General features: G+C 54.5%; 11 protein-coding genes, 6 tRNA genes and 2 rRNA genes. All 19 read right to left on the bottom strand.

What is annotated here, in order from left to right:
• Nucleotides 1-19 precede the first annotated feature (19 nt).
• Entirely contained in the window at nt 20-4,219 is a 4,200-nt protein-coding gene (gene rpoC, locus M2497_RS28460) for a DNA-directed RNA polymerase subunit beta' (protein ID WP_058424562.1), read from the bottom strand.
• A gap of 64 nt (nt 4,220-4,283) precedes the next feature.
• Nucleotides 4,284-8,357 (bottom strand): DNA-directed RNA polymerase subunit beta, encoded by a 4,074-nt coding sequence (gene rpoB, locus M2497_RS28465; protein ID WP_019819139.1) that lies wholly within the window; start codon nt 8,355-8,357, stop codon nt 4,284-4,286.
• A 219-nt stretch (nt 8,358-8,576) separates the two neighbouring features.
• Nucleotides 8,577-8,942, bottom strand: a complete 366-nt coding sequence (gene rplL / locus M2497_RS28470) for a 50S ribosomal protein L7/L12 (RefSeq protein WP_003210093.1) — start codon at nt 8,940-8,942, stop codon at nt 8,577-8,579.
• 78 nt (nt 8,943-9,020) lie between these two features.
• The gene (gene rplJ / locus M2497_RS28475) at nt 9,021-9,521 is read right to left on the bottom strand and encodes a 50S ribosomal protein L10 (RefSeq protein ID WP_010174464.1); all 501 of its coding nucleotides are present in this window, start codon (nt 9,519-9,521) and stop codon (nt 9,021-9,023) included.
• A gap of 199 nt (nt 9,522-9,720) precedes the next feature.
• A complete protein-coding gene (gene rplA, locus M2497_RS28480) occupies nt 9,721-10,416 on the bottom strand; it encodes a 50S ribosomal protein L1 (RefSeq protein WP_003232403.1) in 696 nt (231 codons plus the stop codon).
• Entirely contained in the window at nt 10,416-10,847 is a 432-nt protein-coding gene (rplK, locus tag M2497_RS28485) for a 50S ribosomal protein L11 (RefSeq protein WP_003176435.1), read from the bottom strand. Before rplK ends, rplA begins: the two co-directional genes overlap by 1 nt.
• Nucleotides 10,848-10,964: 117 nt before the next feature.
• Complete coding sequence (nusG, locus tag M2497_RS28490) at nt 10,965-11,498, bottom strand: transcription termination/antitermination protein NusG (protein WP_003176436.1); 534 nt, start codon at nt 11,496-11,498, stop codon at nt 10,965-10,967.
• A gap of 9 nt (nt 11,499-11,507) precedes the next feature.
• A complete protein-coding gene (secE, locus tag M2497_RS28495; protein WP_025857211.1) occupies nt 11,508-11,876 on the bottom strand; it encodes a preprotein translocase subunit SecE in 369 nt (122 codons plus the stop codon).
• A 45-nt stretch (nt 11,877-11,921) separates the two neighbouring features.
• Nucleotides 11,922-11,997, bottom strand: a tRNA-Trp gene (locus M2497_RS28500).
• 161 nt (nt 11,998-12,158) lie between these two features.
• Nucleotides 12,159-12,234: transfer RNA gene (locus M2497_RS28505), tRNA-Thr, on the bottom strand.
• A 25-nt stretch (nt 12,235-12,259) separates the two neighbouring features.
• Nucleotides 12,260-12,333: transfer RNA gene (locus M2497_RS28510), tRNA-Gly, on the bottom strand.
• A gap of 24 nt (nt 12,334-12,357) precedes the next feature.
• Nucleotides 12,358-12,442: transfer RNA gene (locus M2497_RS28515), tRNA-Tyr, on the bottom strand.
• Between the two features lie 143 nt (nt 12,443-12,585).
• The gene (locus M2497_RS28520) at nt 12,586-13,032 is read right to left on the bottom strand and encodes a hypothetical protein (RefSeq protein WP_248484932.1); all 447 of its coding nucleotides are present in this window, start codon (nt 13,030-13,032) and stop codon (nt 12,586-12,588) included.
• A gap of 7 nt (nt 13,033-13,039) precedes the next feature.
• Nucleotides 13,040-13,789, bottom strand: a complete 750-nt coding sequence (locus tag M2497_RS28525; protein ID WP_248484933.1) for a pantothenate kinase — start codon at nt 13,787-13,789, stop codon at nt 13,040-13,042.
• Complete coding sequence (gene birA / locus M2497_RS28530; protein WP_248484934.1) at nt 13,779-14,738, bottom strand: bifunctional biotin--[acetyl-CoA-carboxylase] ligase/biotin operon repressor BirA; 960 nt, start codon at nt 14,736-14,738, stop codon at nt 13,779-13,781. Before birA ends, M2497_RS28525 begins: the two co-directional genes overlap by 11 nt.
• Before the next feature lie 168 nt (nt 14,739-14,906).
• Nucleotides 14,907-15,022: ribosomal RNA gene (gene rrf / locus M2497_RS28535) — 5S ribosomal RNA — on the bottom strand.
• Nucleotides 15,023-15,177: 155 nt separating this feature from the next.
• Nucleotides 15,178-18,069: ribosomal RNA gene (locus M2497_RS28540) — 23S ribosomal RNA — on the bottom strand.
• A gap of 249 nt (nt 18,070-18,318) precedes the next feature.
• A tRNA-Ala gene (locus tag M2497_RS28545) sits at nt 18,319-18,394 on the bottom strand.
• A 30-nt stretch (nt 18,395-18,424) separates the two neighbouring features.
• Nucleotides 18,425-18,501: transfer RNA gene (locus tag M2497_RS28550), tRNA-Ile, on the bottom strand.
• Between the last annotated feature and the right edge of the window lie 39 nt (nt 18,502-18,540).

Consider the following 18,540-nt stretch of genomic DNA (forward strand, 5'->3'; position numbering starts at 1 on the left):
GACTTATTTATCGCAGAACTCAGTTACCGCTGGAGTTCAGCGCTTCGGTCAGTGCAGCTTCCACTTCACTGGCGCTTACGCGCAACGGCTTGTCAGCATCACGGCGGCGCTTACGCTCGCTGTGGTAAGCCAAACCGGTACCGGCTGGGATCAAACGACCCACAACTACGTTTTCTTTCAGGCCGCGCAGGTAATCGCGCTTGCCGGTTACCGCTGCTTCGGTCAGTACGCGGGTGGTCTCCTGGAAAGAGGCCGCCGAGATGAACGATTCAGTCGACAACGACGCCTTGGTGATACCCAACAGCACGCGAGTGAACTTGGACACGAATTTGTCTTCGGTCGCCAAGCGCTCGTTTTCCACCAGTACGTGAGTCAGTTCCATCTGGTCGCCCTTGATGAAACTGGAATCGCCGGATTCAGCGATTTCAACTTTACGCAGCATCTGACGCAGGATGGTCTCGATGTGCTTATCGTTGATCTTCACGCCTTGCAGGCGGTAAACGTCCTGGATCTCGTTAACGATGTACTTGGCCAGCGCACTTACACCCAGCAGACGCAGGATGTCATGTGGATCGCTTGGACCGTCAGAGATAACTTCGCCGCGGTTTACCTGTTCGCCTTCGAAGACGTTCAGGTGACGCCACTTCGGAATCAGCTCTTCATACGGATCGCTACCGTCGTTCGGGGTAATGACCAGACGGCGCTTGCCCTTGGTTTCCTTACCGAACGCGATGGTGCCGCTGACTTCAGCCAGAATCGACGCTTCTTTCGGACGACGCGCTTCGAACAAGTCGGCAACACGCGGCAGACCACCGGTGATGTCACGGGTTTTCGAAGTTTCTTGCGGGATACGCGCGATAACATCACCGATGGCGATCTTCGCACCATCCGCTACACCGACCAGGGCGTTGGCTGGCAGGAAGTACTGAGCGATTACGTCAGTGCCTGGCAGCAACAGATCCTTGCCGTTGTCATCGACCATCTTCACGGCAGGACGGATGTCCTTGCCGGCAGCTGGACGATCTTTCGCGTCGAGTACTTCAATGTTGGTCATACCGGTCAATTCGTCAGTCTGACGCTTGATCGTGATGCCTTCTTCCATGCCCACGTAGGTCACGGTACCTTTCATTTCGGTAACGATTGGGTGAGTGTGCGGATCCCACTTGGCCACGATTGCGCCAGCGTCGACCTTGTCACCTTCTTTAACCGAAATCACAGCACCGTACGGCAGCTTGTAACGCTCACGCTCACGACCGTAGTCATCAGCGATTGCCAGCTCACCGGAACGGGACACAGCAACCAGGTGGCCATCCACTCGCTCAACATGTTTCAGGTTGTGCAGACGGACAGTACCGCCATTCTTCACCTGAACGCTGTCGGCTGCGGAGGTCCGGCTTGCCGCACCACCGATGTGGAATGTACGCATGGTCAGCTGGGTACCGGGCTCACCGATGGACTGGGCAGCGATAACGCCGACCGCTTCACCGATATTCACCTGGTGACCACGAGCCAAGTCACGGCCGTAGCATTTGGCGCAGATGCCGTAGCGGGTTTCGCAGCTGATCGGCGAGCGAACGATCACTTCGTCGATGCTGTTGAGTTCGATGAACTCGACCCACTTCTCATCAACCAGGGTGCCGGCAGGAACGATAACTTCCTCGGTACCTGGCTTGAATACATCACGGGCAATAACACGACCCAATACGCGCTCACCCAACGGCTCTACAACGTCACCGCCTTCAATGTGCGGCGTCATCAGCAGGCCATGCTCTGTGCCGCAATCGATCTCGGTTACAACCAGATCTTGTGCAACGTCTACCAGACGGCGAGTCAGGTAACCGGAGTTAGCAGTTTTCAACGCGGTATCCGCAAGACCCTTACGAGCACCGTGAGTCGAGATGAAGTACTGAAGTACGCTCAAACCTTCACGGAAGTTCGCAGTGATCGGCGTTTCGATGATGGAACCGTCCGGCTTGGCCATCAGGCCACGCATACCGGCGAGCTGACGGATCTGCGCAGCAGAACCCCGTGCGCCCGAGTCGGCCATCATGTACATCGAGTTGAAGGACTCTTGGTCAACTTCGTCGCCGTGACGGTCGATGACTTTCTCTTTCGAGAGGTTGGCCATCATCGCCTTGGAAACTTCGTCGTTCGCCTTGGACCAAAGGTCGATTACCTTGTTGTACTTCTCGCCCTGGGTTACCAGGCCGGAGGCGTACTGGCTTTCGATCTCTTTCACTTCATCAGTGGCAGCACTGATGATGCGGGCTTTTTCATCCGGGATAACGAAGTCGTTAACACCGATGGAAACGCCAGAAATGGTCGAATAGGCAAAACCGGTGTACATCAACTGGTCAGCGAAGATCACGGTCTCTTTCAAACCAACCACGCGGTAGCACTGGTTGATCAGCTTGGAGATCGCCTTCTTCTTCATCGGCAGGTTGACGACGTCGTACGACAGACCTTTTGGCACAACCTGGTACAACAACGCACGGCCGACAGTGGTGTCGACAATACGAGTGTTGCTCACGCTGCCGCCATCACGATCGTTGACGGTTTCGTTGATCCGCACTTTGACCTTGGCGTGCAGTGCGGCTTCGCCGGCACGGAACACACGGTCAACTTCTTGCAGGTCAGCGAACACACGACCTTCGCCCTTGGCGTTGATCGCTTCACGCGTCATGTAGTACAGACCCAATACAACGTCCTGCGACGGAACGATGATTGGCTCACCGTTGGCTGGCGACAGAATGTTGTTGGTCGACATCATCAACGCACGCGCTTCCAACTGGGCTTCCAGTGTCAGCGGTACGTGCACGGCCATTTGGTCGCCGTCAAAGTCGGCGTTGTACGCAGCACAGACCAACGGGTGCAGCTGGATAGCCTTACCTTCGATCAGTACCGGTTCAAACGCTTGGATACCCAGACGGTGAAGGGTCGGTGCACGGTTGAGGAGAACCGGGTGTTCGCGGATCACTTCGGCGAGAACGTCCCAAACCTCTGGCAGTTCGCGCTCGACCATTTTCTTGGCGGCTTTGATGGTGGTCGCAAGACCGCGCATTTCCAGCTTGCCGAAGATGAATGGCTTGAACAGCTCAAGTGCCATCTTCTTAGGCAGACCGCACTGGTGCAGACGCAGGGTCGGGCCTACGGTAATTACCGAACGACCGGAGTAGTCAACACGCTTACCGAGCAAGTTCTGACGGAAACGACCTTGCTTACCCTTGATCATGTCAGCCAGGGATTTCAGAGGACGCTTGTTCGAACCGGTGATAGCGCGGCCACGACGACCGTTGTCGAGCAGGGCATCGACAGCTTCTTGCAACATACGCTTTTCGTTGCGCACGATGATGTCCGGAGCGGACAGATCAAGCAGGCGCTTCAAGCGGTTGTTACGGTTGATCACGCGACGGTACAGGTCGTTGAGGTCGGAAGTCGCGAAACGACCACCATCCAACGGTACCAGCGGACGCAGGTCTGGCGGCAGAACCGGCAGAACGGTCAGCACCATCCACTCTGGCAAGTTGCCGGAACCCTGGAAGGCTTCCATCAACTTCAGACGCTTGGACAGCTTCTTGATCTTGGTTTCGGAGTTGGTTTGCGGAATCTCTTCACGCAGACGGCCAATCTCGTGCTCCAGGTCGATAGCGTGCAGCAGTTCGCGGACAGCTTCGGCACCCATGCGGGCATCGAAATCATCGCCGAACTCTTCCAGCGCTTCGAAGTACTGCTCGTCGTTCAGCAGTTGACCTTTTTCAAGGGTGGTCATGCCTGGATCGATAACGACATAGCTCTCGAAGTAGAGAACACGTTCGATATCACGCAGGGTCATGTCCATCAGCAAGCCGATACGGGACGGCAGCGATTTCAGGAACCAGATGTGGGCAACCGGCGAAGCCAGTTCGATGTGCGCCATGCGCTCACGACGAACCTTGGCCAGTGCAACTTCAACGCCGCACTTCTCGCAGATCACACCACGGTGCTTCAAGCGCTTGTACTTACCGCACAGGCACTCGTAATCCTTAACCGGGCCAAAGATCTTGGCGCAGAACAGGCCGTCACGCTCAGGTTTGAACGTACGGTAGTTGATGGTTTCCGGCTTTTTAACTTCACCGAACGACCACGAACGGATCATCTCAGGCGATGCCAACCCAATACGGATGGCGTCGAACTCTTCGACTTGACCCTGGTTTTTCAGCAAATTCAGTAGGTCTTTCAAGGCCTTTCCTCCTGGCGGAGCAGAGAGCGGGCTAAACAGCCCCGCTCTCGATTCGCGTCACGTGTTATTCGGTTTCCAGATCGATATCGATGCCGAGGGAACGAATTTCTTTGATCAACACGTTGAAGGACTCGGGCATGCCCGGCTCCATACGGTGATCGCCGTCCACGATGTTTTTGTACATCTTGGTCCGACCGTTCACATCGTCCGACTTCACTGTGAGCATTTCTTGCAGAGTGTAAGCAGCACCGTATGCTTCCAGTGCCCAGACCTCCATCTCCCCGAAACGCTGACCACCGAACTGAGCCTTACCACCCAGCGGCTGCTGGGTAACCAGGCTGTACGAACCGGTAGAACGAGCGTGCATCTTATCGTCTACCAAGTGGTTCAGCTTCAGCATGTACATGTAGCCAACAGTAACCGGACGCTCGAACTTGTTGCCGGTACGGCCGTCGAACAGCTGCATCTGGCCGCTTTCTGGCAGGTCCGCCAGTTTGAGCATGGCCTTGATTTCGCTTTCCTTGGCACCGTCGAACACCGGGGTAGCCATTGGAACACCGCCGCGCAGGTTCTTCGCCAGATCCAGGATTTCCTGGTCGGAGAAGGTGTCCAGCTCTTCGTTGCGACCGCCGATCTCGTTGTAGATCTCGTGCAGGAACTTACGCAGGTCTGCAACCTTGCGCTGCTCTTCGATCATACGGTTGATCTTCTCGCCCAGACCTTTGGCCGCGAGGCCAAGGTGGGTTTCAAGGATCTGACCAACGTTCATACGCGAAGGTACGCCCAACGGGTTGAGGACGACGTCGACCGGGGTGCCATTGGCATCGTGCGGCATGTCTTCAACCGGCATGATCACGGAGACCACACCTTTGTTACCGTGACGACCGGCCATCTTGTCGCCCGGCTGGATGCGGCGACGGATTGCCAGGTAAACCTTGACGATCTTCAGCACGCCTGGAGCCAGGTCATCGCCCTGCTGCAGTTTGCGCTTCTTGTCTTCGAACTTGTCGTCCAGCAGACGGCGGCGATCAACGATGTAGGCCTGGGCTTTCTCGAGCTGCTCGTTCAGAGCATCTTCAGCCATGCGCAGCTTGAACCACTGGCCATGCTCAAGACCGTCGAGGATTTCGTCGGTGATGTCCTGACCTTTCTTCAGACCTGCGCCGCCTTCAGCCTTGTGGCCTACCAGGGCAGAACGCAGACGTTCGAAGGTCGCGCCTTCAACGATACGGAACTCTTCGTTCAGGTCCTTGCGGATCTCGTCGAGCTGGGTCTTCTCGATGGACAGTGCACGAGCATCACGCTCAACGCCGTCACGGGTGAAGACCTGTACGTCGATGACAGTACCTTTGGTACCGGTAGGTACACGCAGGGATGTGTCTTTAACGTCGCTGGCTTTTTCACCGAAGATGGCACGCAGCAGTTTTTCTTCCGGGGTCAGTTGGGTCTCGCCTTTCGGAGTGACCTTGCCGACCAGGATGTCGCCTGCGCCTACTTCAGCACCTACGTAAACGATACCGGCTTCGTCCAGTTTGTTCAGTGCAGCTTCACCCACGTTCGGGATGTCTGCAGTGATTTCCTCTGGGCCAAGCTTGGTGTCACGGGCCACACAGGTCAGTTCCTGAATGTGGATCGTGGTGAAGCGGTCTTCTTGAACGACACGCTCGGACAGGCAGATGGAGTCTTCGAAGTTGAAGCCGTTCCATGCCATGAACGCGATGCGCATGTTCTGACCCAGTGCCAGTTCACCCATGTCGGTGGACGGGCCGTCGGCCATGATATCGCTACGCTGAACGCGATCACCCTTGCTCACCAGCGGACGCTGGTTGATGCAGGTGTTCTGGTTCGAACGGGTGTATTTGGTCAGGTTGTAGATGTCGACACCGGCTTCGCCAGTTTCAACTTCGTCATCGGCAACACGAACCACGATACGGCTGGCATCAACGGAGTCAATTACGCCGCCACGGCGAGCCACGACGCAAACGCCGGAGTCACGGGCTACGTTACGCTCCATGCCGGTACCTACCAGCGGCTTGTCAGCGCGCAGGGTCGGTACAGCTTGACGCTGCATGTTGGAACCCATCAACGCACGGTTGGCGTCATCGTGCTCCAGGAACGGGATCAGCGACGCCGCTACCGAAACTACCTGCTTCGGCGAAACGTCCATCAAGGTGACGTCTTCCGGCGCCTTGACGGTGAACTCGTTCAAGTGACGAACCGCTACCAGCTCGTCGATCAGGACTTTCTTGTCGTTCATCGTGGCCGAAGCCTGAGCGATCACGTGATCAGCTTCTTCAATGGCGGACAGGAACACGATCTCGTCGGTGACCAGAGCGTCTTTCACCACTCGGTACGGGCTCTCGAGGAAGCCATACTGGTTGGTGCGCGCATAAGCGGCCAGGGAGTTGATCAGACCGATGTTCGGACCTTCCGGCGTTTCGATCGGGCAAACACGACCGTAGTGCGTCGGGTGTACGTCACGAACTTCAAAGCCGGCACGCTCACGGGTCAGACCGCCCGGGCCCAGTGCAGAAACACGGCGCTTGTGGGTGATCTCGGAGAGCGGGTTGTTCTGGTCCATGAACTGGGACAGTTGGCTGGAACCGAAGAACTCTTTCACCGCCGCAGCCACTGGCTTGGCGTTGATCAGGTCTTGCGGCATCAGGCCTTCGCTTTCAGCCATCGACAGACGCTCTTTGACCGCACGCTCAACACGTACCAGGCCAACGCGGAACTGGTTCTCGGCCATTTCGCCTACGCAGCGAACACGACGGTTACCCAGGTGGTCGATGTCATCGACGATGCCTTTACCGTTACGGATGTCGACCAGGGTCTTCAGTACCGCGACGATATCTTCCTTGCACAGCACGCCCGAACCTTCGATTTCGGTACGACCGATACGACGGTTGAACTTCATCCGGCCGACCGCAGACAGGTCATAGCGCTCAGGGCTGAAGAACAGGTTGTTGAACAGGGTCTCGGCAGCGTCTTTGGTTGGCGGCTCGCCTGGACGCATCATGCGATAGATCTCGACCAGCGCTTCCAATTGGTTGCTGGTGGAGTCGATCTTCAGAGTGTCGGAGATGAACGGACCGCAGTCGATGTCGTTGGTATAAAGGGTCTCGATGCGAACGACCTGAGCCTTGGCGATTTTGGCCAGGATCTCGGTGTTCAGCTCGGTGTTGCACTCAGCCAGGATTTCGCCTGTCGCCGGGTGAACGATAACCTTGGCGGTAGTGCGACCCAGGACGTAGTCCAGAGGCACTTCCAGCTCTTTGATACCGGCTTTTTCGATCTGGTTGATGTGGCGCGCAGTAATACGACGGCCAGCCTCAACAATGACCTTGCCTTTTTCATCCTGGATGTCCAGGACGGCAATTTCACCACGCAGACGCGAAGCGATCAGCTCCAGCTTGAGGGTTTCATCCTTCAGGCTGAATACGTTGGTGGTGTAGAAGGCGTCGAGCACTTGCTCAGTGGTATAGCCGAGCGCGCGCAGCAGTACCGAGGCCGGCAGCTTGCGACGACGGTCGATACGCACGAACACGCAGTCTTTCGGGTCGAACTCGAAGTCCAACCACGAACCACGGTACGGAATGATCCGCGCGGAGTACAGGAGCTTGCCGGAGCTGTGCGTCTTGCCGCGGTCGTGGTCGAAGAACACGCCCGGGGAACGGTGCAGCTGGGAAACGATCACACGCTCGGTACCATTGATTACGAAGGTACCGTTCTCAGTCATCAATGGGATTTCACCCATGTAGACTTCTTGCTCTTTGATGTCCTTGATCGCTTTGTTCGACGATTCTTTGTCGAAAATGATCAGACGGACTTTTACCCGCAAAGGTACGGCGTACGTAACACCGCGCAACACGCATTCTTTGACATCAAATGCCGGTTCGCCCAGGCGATAACCGACGTACTCCAGCGCAGCATTGCCGGAGTAGCTGATGATCGGGAAAACGGATTTGAAGGCCGCATGCAGGCCCACGTCGCGGAACTGATCTTTGGTCGCTCCCGCCTGCAAGAATTCACGATACGAATCCAGCTGGATAGCCAGAAGGTACGGGACATCCATGACGTCCGGCAACTTGCTAAAGTCCTTGCGGATACGTTTTTTCTCAGTATATGAGTAAGCCATCAGCGTTCCCCAGCTTGGTCACCTGCTTGTTTGGCCCCTCCGACGGGAGCAGCCAGAAAATCTTGCAAACCCCATGGTTTGCACCACCGCATCGGGTGGTTACAGCGCGTTATTGGCGGCGACCGAGTCGACAGCCAAGAACGGAAAAAGGCCGGTGGCAAGAGCCACCAGCCATCAGCCTTCAGCTTAACGCTTGGGCTGGAGACGCAAGGTCGATGCTTACTTCAGCTCGACTTTAGCGCCTGCTTCTTCCAGCACTGCTTTGGCTTTGTCAGCGGCGTCTTTCGACACTGCTTCCAGAACCTGGGCAGGAGCGCCGTCAACTACAGCCTTGGCTTCTTTCAGGCCCAGACCGGTCAGTTCACGTACTGCCTTGATCACGTTTACTTTCTTCTCGCCAGCTTCCAGCAGCATGACGTTGAATTCGGTTTGCTCTTCAGCAGCAACAGCAGCAACAGCTGGGCCAGCGGAAGCAGCGGCAGCGGAAACGCCGAATTTTTCTTCGAAAGCTTTGATCAGCTCAACAACCTGCAGAACCGACATTTCAGCTACGGCGTTGAGGATATCGTCTTGGGAGATAGACATTGCTGTATTTCCTGAATTGGGGGACGGCCTACTCGGCCATCGAAATAAACAAAAATACGCGAGAGAAGTCGCTCAGCCTTAGGCTGCGGCAGCTTCTTTTTGCTCGCGAACTGCGGCCAGAGTACGAGCCAGCTTGCTGGTAGCGCCTTGAATCACGCTCATCAGCTGCGAAATGGCTTCGTTGCGGGTCGGCAGTGTTGCCAGTACGTCGATTTGGTTAGCTGCGAGGAACTTGCCCTCGAACGCAGCTGCCTTGATCTCGAACTTATCCTGACTCTTGGCAAATTCCTTGAACAAACGGGCAGCAGCGCCTGGATGTTCTTTGGAGAACGCGATCAGAGTCGGGCCGGTGAACACGTCGTTGAGGACACTGTATTCAGTGTCAGCAACAGCGCGCTTGAGCAGGGTATTACGTACAACACGTACGTATACGCCAGCTTCACGAGCCTCTTTACGGAGTCCGGTCATAGCGCCTACTGTCACACCACGGGCATCAGCCACGACAGCGGACAGAGCAGCTTTGGCAGCCTCGTTGACTTCAGCGACGATGGCCTTCTTGTCTTCGAGATTAATTGCCACGGGTTTAACTCCTGCTTGTTACCGTTTCATCTGGCCGAAGCCGGATGTCGTTTTGGTGTCTGATTCGGTAAGGAACCGGGAGCACCATCTGCGTAGGCTTGTGGTTTAAGACTTGCGTCGCCTACGGTCTTGGATAGCCCCCGCCAGGCAGGGACCCCAATTTTTTCAATTGGCGCGATCGCTCGCACCAATTTGTGTCTTATACGTCCAGCGAGCCTTGGTCGATGACCAGACCTGGGCCCATAGTGGTGCTCAGGGTAACGCGCTTGACGTAGATACCTTTCGAAGAAGCTGGCTTGATACGCTTCAGATCAGCGATCAGGGCTTCAACGTTTTCCTTCAACTTGACGGCATCGAAGCCGACTTTGCCAACGGAGGTGTGAATGATGCCGTTTTTGTCAGTGCGATAACGAACCTGACCAGCCTTGGCGTTTTTGACCGCAGTGGCTACGTCTGGCGTTACGGTGCCGACTTTCGGGTTAGGCATCAGACCACGTGGACCCAGGATCTGACCCAACTGACCTACAACACGCATTGCATCCGGGGATGCAATAACTACGTCGTAGTTCAGGTCGCCGCCTTTCATTTCGGCAGCCAGGTCGTCCATGCCAACGCGATCAGCGCCAGCGGCCAGAGCAGCTTCAGCTGCCGGGCCTTGGGTGAAGACAGCTACACGTACAGTCTTGCCAGTACCGTGTGGCAGCACAGTAGCGCTACGAACGACCTGGTCGGATTTACGTGGGTCAACACCCAGGTTTACAGCAACGTCAACGGACTCGCTGAACTTGACAGTCGACAGCTCGGTCAGCAGGGCAGCGGCGTCTACAAAGTTGTAGGCCTTGCCTGCTTCGATTTTGCCGGCGATAGCCTTTTGGCGCTTGGTCAGCTTAGCCATTACACACCCTCCACGTTAAGGCCCATGCTACGAGCAGAACCGGCGATGGTACGCACGGCTGCATCCATATCAGCTGCAGTCAGATCCGCGTTTTTGGTTTTCGCGATTTCTTCCAGCTGAGCACGAGTTACGGTGCCAACCTTAACGGTGTTCGGACGAGCGGAACCGCTAGTCAGACCAGCAGCTTTCTTCAACAGAACCGAAGCCGGAGTCGACTTGGTTTCGAAAGTAAAGCTACGGTCGCTGTATACAGTGATGATCACTGGAGTCGGCAGACCTGGCTCAAGACCCTGAGTACGGGCGTTGAAGGCCTTGCAGAATTCCATGATATTCACGCCGTGCTGACCCAGAGCTGGACCGACGGGTGGGCTAGGGTTGGCCTGAGCGGCCTTCACTTGCAGCTTGATGTAAGCGGTAATCTTCTTGGCCATGAGGCACTCCAATTACGGGTTCGAACGCCTCGAAAGGCTCCCCGGTTACTTGCGCGTTTATCCCAGTGACGACAAAACCCCACAGCCTAAGGCTGTGGGGTTGGGATGCTTGCTCAGCTAGACCTTCTCGACCTGGCTGAACTCCAACTCTACCGGAGTAGAGCGACCGAAAATGAGCACTGCCACTTGGATCCGGCTCTTTTCGTAGTTAACTTCTTCGACAGTACCGTTGAAATCAGCAAACGGACCATCTGTAACACGAACAACCTCACCCGGCTCGAAAAGCGTCTTCGGCTTAGGCTTGTCGCTACCATCAGCAACACGGCGCAGAATTGCTTCCGCCTCCTTGTCAGTGATAGGAGCAGGCTTATCAGCAGTTCCGCCGATAAAACCCATGACACGAGGAGTGTCCTTGACCAAATGCCAAGTACCTTCATTCATGTCCATCTGAACCAGCACATAGCCAGGGAAGAACTTGCGTTCGCTTTTGCGCTTCTGACCATTCCGCATTTCAACCACTTCTTCAGTGGGAACCAGAATTTCGCCGAAGCCATCTTCCATGCCTGCCAGCTTTACGCGCTCCAGCAAAGAGCGCATAACATGCTTCTCGTAACCCGAGTAAGCATGCACAACGTACCAACGCTTAGCCACGGGACACCCTTAGCCAACAATCAAGGAAACAAGCCAGCCGAGCAGGGAATCGAGCCCCCACAACAGCAACGCCATAACCAGAACAACAGCCACAACAATCAATGTGGTCTGCGTAGTTTCTTGGCGAGTCGGCCAAACGACTTTACGGATTTCGGTGCGAGCTTCCTTTACCAGGACCGCGAAAGACTTGCCTTTGGCAGTCTGCAGGCCTACAAAGGCAGCTACAGCAGCGAGAACAAGCAAAGCGAGTACGCGGTACAGGATCGGCGAAGCAGAATAGTACTGATTGCCAACAACGCCTACGACCACCAAGGCAACTACAGCGAGCCACTTGACCAGATCGAAACGAGAGCTTTGAGCTTCAGCCTTAGGAGTCATCTATGAAGATCCTGTGAAAAGAAAGCCAGACACACCACGTGAATCTGGCAGGTCAGGAGGGAATCGAACCCCCAACCTACGGTTTTGGAGACCGTCGCTCTGCCAATTGAGCTACTGACCTAAAACAAAATCAGGCCGACCATTATGCAGGCCTGAAAAAGACTTTACAACAACCAACCCCACTAGACCTGAAATCACCTGGCAACAACGCCAGACAGAACGCCTTCAAGCCGAGGCAGCTGTTAAAACAAAGGCAGATATTTTCATATCTGCCTTGTTATATGGAGCTCTTGAGCGGATTTGAACCGCTGACCTCACCCTTACCAAGGGTGTGCTCTACCAACTGAGCTACAAGAGCAAAACACCTGCACAACCTGCAAACTTGGAGCGGGTAGCGGGAATCGAACCCGCATCATCAGCTTGGAAGGCTGAGGTTCTACCACTAAACTATACCCGCGGAGCTTGCAGCTCACGCTAAAAATGGTGGAGGGGGAAGGATTCGAACCTTCGAAGTCGTAGACGTCAGATTTACAGTCTGATCCCTTTGGCCGCTCGGGAACCCCTCCTAAGCGAGCCGGCATTTTACATTACGCCGACCTTCTGTCAAGCATTTTCTCATTTAAAAATATGAGGTTAGCTGCATTGACCTTCGCTTCACACTATTGACCTAGAAGGTCTTCACTGCGAAGCGGGCGCCATTCTATGCAAACTATTCGAGAGTTGCAACGCCTTCGCACAACATTATTTTATGTTTTAACTCATTGAATTCCTTAGCAAGGTTTTCAAAGGGCAGATCGTCAGCCAGGCGTCGACTTTCAGGGGCTACACGCAGCCAGTAGCCAGAGGCATCAGCCGTATTGAGCAACTGGACCTTGACCTTGATATCCAAGCTCGTGAGTCGCTGCTCAACGGACTGCGCCTGGCGCTGGTCCGCAAAACCACCGATGTACAGGCAAGTGTTTTGCGCCTCGGATGTTTTTGCGCGATCCCTGCGCACCACCGCATCAGAAGATTCACTGAGTAGTCGGATGTCTTGCTGCGAGCCCTTGTAAAGGCTCAAGGGCGTGACATCCTTAGCGCGCAATGGCGCTTCTTGCTGGTGCCAGATGTAGTAGAAGGCGTTGAGAACCAGTAAAAGCAAAAACAGCCAACGCATAATCACCTCAGGACAAAGGACAAGCCATCGCCAAACCGACAAAGACCAGATCGGGCACGAGCCGCGCCTGGGGCACCGCATCCGCTACCAAATCAGCATCCCCGCCGGTCAGGAACACGGTAAAGTCATCCCCCCAGTAGCCCCTCGCCAACTCCAACTGAGTCAGTACAAACCCTCTGAGCATCAACGTACAGCCGCGCTCAACGGCTTCTACCGTCGTACGGCCCGGAGAGAGACGCTCCAGCGCCCTTTCAGCGGCAGCGTCGTCGTAGCGTATCTTGCGCGTGTGGGTTCGCAACTGATTGCGCATAAGGGGCATTCCAGGACAAATGAACCCACCCAAGTGCTCACCGTCCACAGCAATAAAATCTGCAGTGGCGGCCGTACCAAAATCAAGCACCAGGCAGGCCCCACGCGCGAGCTTGAACCCACCCAGCATCGCCAGCCAGCGATCAAGCCCAAGACGTTCGAAATCTTCGTATCCGTTGCGCACTCCCGCCATTTCTCGCGCCGGGGCCGCGCAGGAAACGATAACGCCGAAAGTGTCTTGCAAGGCAGTGACCAACTTGCTTGTTTCTTCCAGGGCACGAACGCTTACCAATCGGCAACGTGTCAGTAGAAGCCCAGAAAGCGCTACCAGGCTCTCAATCAACGCCAGATCCGAGCCTACAACCCCTTCTGCGGAGGTATTCGCCGATTCCGAATCAAGCACACGCCATTTGATAAAGCTATTTCCACAGTCGAGCTCAAGAATCATCACGCAACCTCAGGCTTAACTCACCACCACTGTATATTTTCTCAACACCATTAACACTCAAGCGCAATGCCCCCTGGCGATCTACACCCAGCACAACCCCATCGACCTGGTTGACACCCGCGGTAAGGGAGACCGGCCGGCCCTGCCAGGCGTGATTCTGCTCCCACTCTCCCTGAAGCGCGACAAAACCGCCTTCCCGATGCCGCTCAAGGTAGCCTTGCAGCTGCCGCCCCAGTTCCGACACCAGAAGATTGCGATTCACCGGAGCACCCGTCTCAAGTTGCACTGAGGTCCATTGCTGATCAACCTCATCAGCCCTCTGCATATTCACGTTGATACCTATTCCGAGAACTACGTGACAGATATCCGCAGGATCACCTACCAACTCCAGCAAAATTCCAGCGATTTTCTTCTGCCCTACCAAAACATCGTTTGGCCACTTCAGGGCGGCGCCCTGCACCCCGGACTCGCGCAAAGCCTGCATGACTGCCAAGCCCACAACCAGGCTCAGCCCCTCCAGCTGTCGCAGACCTGACTCAATACGTAAAACGAGACTGTAATAAACGTTTTGCGCGAACGGGCTGACCCACTTTCGTCCCCTCCTACCTCTTCCCGCAGTTTGTTGCTCTGCGAGCACCAGGAACGGCGCCGCGCATCCAGCGTCTACCAGCCGCAAAGCTTCAGCATTAGTGGAGTCAATGGAATCAGATATATGAACGGGCCATGTCAAGGATGGCGTACTCTGCGAAATATCTTCAGCACTCAAGAACACTAGTGGGGATGCCAATTGATACCCCTTGCCTCGCACCTTGTGAATTGGCAGATTCAACTCTGCCTCCAGGTGCTGGAGTTGCTTCCATACAGCACTGCGACTGACGCCAAGAGCGGCACCCAGTGCTTCTCCGGAATGGAATCGGCCATCTTTCAGAAGTTTCAACAACGTCAGCATGCAAGTATCGCCTCACAATGAGGCACGCATGATAGCCATGCGCAGGGTCATTGCATAGAAAGGCCGGACTTTAGCGCTGGAGGCCACGCACGCGGATCTCTTCGCACTTTTCGACCGCCCAAAACAAAACCCCTGACTGCATAAGCAATCAGGGGTTCTGGAATTTAATCTTGACGATGACCTACTCTCACATGGGGAAACCCCACACTACCATCGGCGATGCATCGTTTCACTACTGAGTTCGGGATGGGATCAGGTGGTTCCAATGCTCTATGGTCGTCAAGAAATTCGGGTACTGAGTCGTGGCCTGGGCCTCGCTTCAGCAAATTGGGTATGTGACAGCTTTCGGTGTTTTGTGAACATCGAACTTTCGGTTCATTTCGTCTTCACACACCGCAATCTGATGCTCGTTAGAGTAGTCAAATTGCTTGGGTGTTATATGGTCAAGCCTCACGGGCAATTAGTATTGGTTAGCTCAACGCCTCACAGCGCTTACACACCCAACCTATCAACGTCGTAGTCTTCGACGGCCCTTCAGGGAACTCAAGGTTCCAGTGAGATCTCATCTTGAGGCTAGTTTCCCGCTTAGATGCTTTCAGCGGTTATCTATTCCGAACATAGCTACCCGGCAATGCCACTGGCGTGACAACCGGAACACCAGAGGTTCGTCCACTCCGGTCCTCTCGTACTAGGAGCAGCCCCTCTCAAATCTCAAACGTCCACGGCAGATAGGGACCGAACTGTCTCACGACGTTCTAAACCCAGCTCGCGTACCACTTTAAATGGCGAACAGCCATACCCTTGGGACCGGCTTCAGCCCCAGGATGTGATGAGCCGACATCGAGGTGCCAAACACCGCCGTCGATATGAACTCTTGGGCGGTATCAGCCTGTTATCCCCGGAGTACCTTTTATCCGTTGAGCGATGGCCCTTCCATACAGAACCACCGGATCACTAAGACCTACTTTCGTACCTGCTCGACGTGTCTGTCTCGCAGTCAAGCGCGCTTTTGCCTTTATACTCTACGACCGATTTCCGACCGGTCTGAGCGCACCTTCGTACTCCTCCGTTACTCTTTAGGAGGAGACCGCCCCAGTCAAACTACCCACCATACACTGTCCTCGATCCGGATAACGGACCTGAGTTAGAACCTCAAAGTTGCCAGGGTGGTATTTCAAGGATGGCTCCACGCGAACTGGCGTCCACGCTTCAAAGCCTCCCACCTATCCTACACAAGCAAATTCAAAGTCCAGTGCAAAGCTATAGTAAAGGTTCACGGGGTCTTTCCGTCTAGCCGCGGATACACTGCATCTTCACAGCGATTTCAATTTCACTGAGTCTCGGGTGGAGACAGCGCCGCCATCGTTACGCCATTCGTGCAGGTCGGAACTTACCCGACAAGGAATTTCGCTACCTTAGGACCGTTATAGTTACGGCCGCCGTTTACCGGGGCTTCGATCAAGAGCTTCGCGTTAGCTAACCCCATCAATTAACCTTCCGGCACCGGGCAGGCGTCACACCCTATACGTCCACTTTCGTGTTTGCAGAGTGCTGTGTTTTTAATAAACAGTCGCAGCGGCCTGGTATCTTCGACCGGCATGAGCTTACGGAGCAAGTCCTTCACCCTCACCGGCGCACCTTCTCCCGAAGTTACGGTGCCATTTTGCCTAGTTCCTTCACCCGAGTTCTCTCAAGCGCCTTGGTATTCTCTACCCAACCACCTGTGTCGGTTTGGGGTACGGTTCCTGGTTACCTGAAGCTTAGAAGCTTTTCTTGGAAGCATGGCATCAACCACTTCGTTACCTAAAAGGTAACTCGTCATCAGCTCTCGGCCTTAAGATCCCGGATTTACCTAAGATCTCAGCCTACCACCTTAAACTTGGACAACCAACGCCAAGCTGGCCTAGCCTTCTCCGTCCCTCCATCGCAATAACCAGAAGTACAGGAATATTAACCTGTTTTCCATCGACTACGCTTTTCAGCCTCGCCTTAGGGACCGACTAACCCTGCGTCGATTAACGTTGCGCAGGAAACCTTGGTCTTTCGGCGTGGGTGTTTTTCACACCCATTGTCGTTACTCATGTCAGCATTCGCACTTCTGATACCTCCAGCAAGCTTCTCAACTCACCTTCACAGGCTTACAGAACGCTCCTCTACCGCATCACTTACGTGATACCCGTAGCTTCGGTGTATGGTTTGAGCCCCGTTACATCTTCCGCGCAGGCCGACTCGACTAGTGAGCTATTACGCTTTCTTTAAAGGGTGGCTGCTTCTAAGCCAACCTCCTAGCTGTCTAAGCCTTCCCACATCGTTTCCCACTTAACCATAACTTTGGGACCTTAGCTGACGGTCTGGGTTGTTTCCCTTTTCACGACGGACGTTAGCACCCGCCGTGTGTCTCCCATGCTCGGCACTTGTAGGTATTCGGAGTTTGCATCGGTTTGGTAAGTCGGGATGACCCCCTAGCCGAAACAGTGCTCTACCCCCTACAGTGATACATGAGGCGCTACCTAAATAGCTTTCGAGGAGAACCAGCTATCTCCGAGCTTGATTAGCCTTTCACTCCGATCCACAGGTCATCCGCTAACTTTTCAACGGTAGTCGGTTCGGTCCTCCAGTTAGTGTTACCCAACCTTCAACCTGCCCATGGATAGATCGCCCGGTTTCGGGTCTATTCCCAGCGACTAGACGCCCTATTAAGACTCGCTTTCGCTACGCCTCCCCTATTCGGTTAAGCTCGCCACTGAAAATAAGTCGCTGACCCATTATACAAAAGGTACGCAGTCACAGAACAAAGTCTGCTCCCACTGCTTGTACGCATACGGTTTCAGGATCTATTTCACTCCCCTCTCCGGGGTTCTTTTCGCCTTTCCCTCACGGTACTAGTTCACTATCGGTCAGTCAGTAGTATTTAGCCTTGGAGGATGGTCCCCCCATATTCAGACAAAGTTTCTCGTGCTCCGTCCTACTCGATTTCATGACTAAGAGATTTTCGCGTACAGGGCTATCACCCACTATGGCCGCACTTTCCAGAGCGTTCCGCTAATCTCAAAGCCACTTAAGGGCTAGTCCCCGTTCGCTCGCCACTACTAAGGGAATCTCGGTTGATTTCTTTTCCTCAGGGTACTTAGATGTTTCAGTTCCCCTGGTTCGCCTCTTGCACCTATGTATTCAGTACAAGATAACCATCTTATGATGGCTGGGTTCCCCCATTCAGACATCTCCGGATCAAAGTCTGTTTGCCGACTCCCCGAAGCTTTTCGCAGGCTACCACGTCTTTCATCGCCTCTGACTGCCAAGGCATCCACCGTATGCGCTTCTTCACTTGACCATATAACCCCAAGCAATCTGGTTATACTGTGAAGACGACATTCGCCGAAAATTCGAATTTCTCAACTAAGAGAACTCACAAATTTTACCTTAGCCTGATCCGCTACCAGTGAAAGTAACGTTCAGTCTATCTTTCTATCACATACCCAAATTTTTAAAGAACGATCTAATCAAAGACTAGAAATCAACATTCATCACCGTCTTGGTGGAATGCTCATTTCTAAGCTTTCAAAACTTTCAGAAGCAGTAGTGGTGGAGCCAAACGGGATCGAACCGTTGACCTCCTGCGTGCAAGGCAGGCGCTCTCCCAGCTGAGCTATGGCCCCGTATTTCTACAGGCGTTTCCCACACAAAATTGGTGGGTCTGGGCAGATTCGAACTGCCGACCTCACCCTTATCAGGGGTGCGCTCTAACCAACTGAGCTACAGACCCAATTTCGGGCTGCTTCTTATCGTCTTCTTCAATGAATCA

It is taken from the genome of Pseudomonas sp. CYM-20-01 (assembly GCF_023169845.1).
Lineage (GTDB): Bacteria > Pseudomonadota > Gammaproteobacteria > Pseudomonadales > Pseudomonadaceae > Aquipseudomonas > Aquipseudomonas azotoformans.

Bases quoted from the DNA above. Each gene is read 5' to 3' on its own strand.
- rpoB (WP_019819139.1), bottom strand. From the start codon at position 8,357: ATGGCTTACTCATATACTGAGAAAAAACGTATCCGCAAGGACTTTAGC.
- rplL (WP_003210093.1), bottom strand. From the start codon at position 8,942: ATGTCTATCTCCCAAGACGATATCCTCAACGCCGTAGCTGAAATGTCG.
- rplA (WP_003232403.1), bottom strand. From the start codon at position 10,416: ATGGCTAAGCTGACCAAGCGCCAAAAGGCTATCGCCGGCAAAATCGAA.
- rplK (WP_003176435.1), bottom strand. From the start codon at position 10,847: ATGGCCAAGAAGATTACCGCTTACATCAAGCTGCAAGTGAAGGCCGCT.
- secE (WP_025857211.1), bottom strand. From the start codon at position 11,876: ATGACTCCTAAGGCTGAAGCTCAAAGCTCTCGTTTCGATCTGGTCAAG.
- M2497_RS28520 (WP_248484932.1), bottom strand. From the start codon at position 13,032: ATGCGTTGGCTGTTTTTGCTTTTACTGGTTCTCAACGCCTTCTACTAC.
- M2497_RS28525 (WP_248484933.1), bottom strand. From the start codon at position 13,789: ATGATTCTTGAGCTCGACTGTGGAAATAGCTTTATCAAATGGCGTGTG.
- birA (WP_248484934.1), bottom strand. From the start codon at position 14,738: ATGCTGACGTTGTTGAAACTTCTGAAAGATGGCCGATTCCATTCCGGA.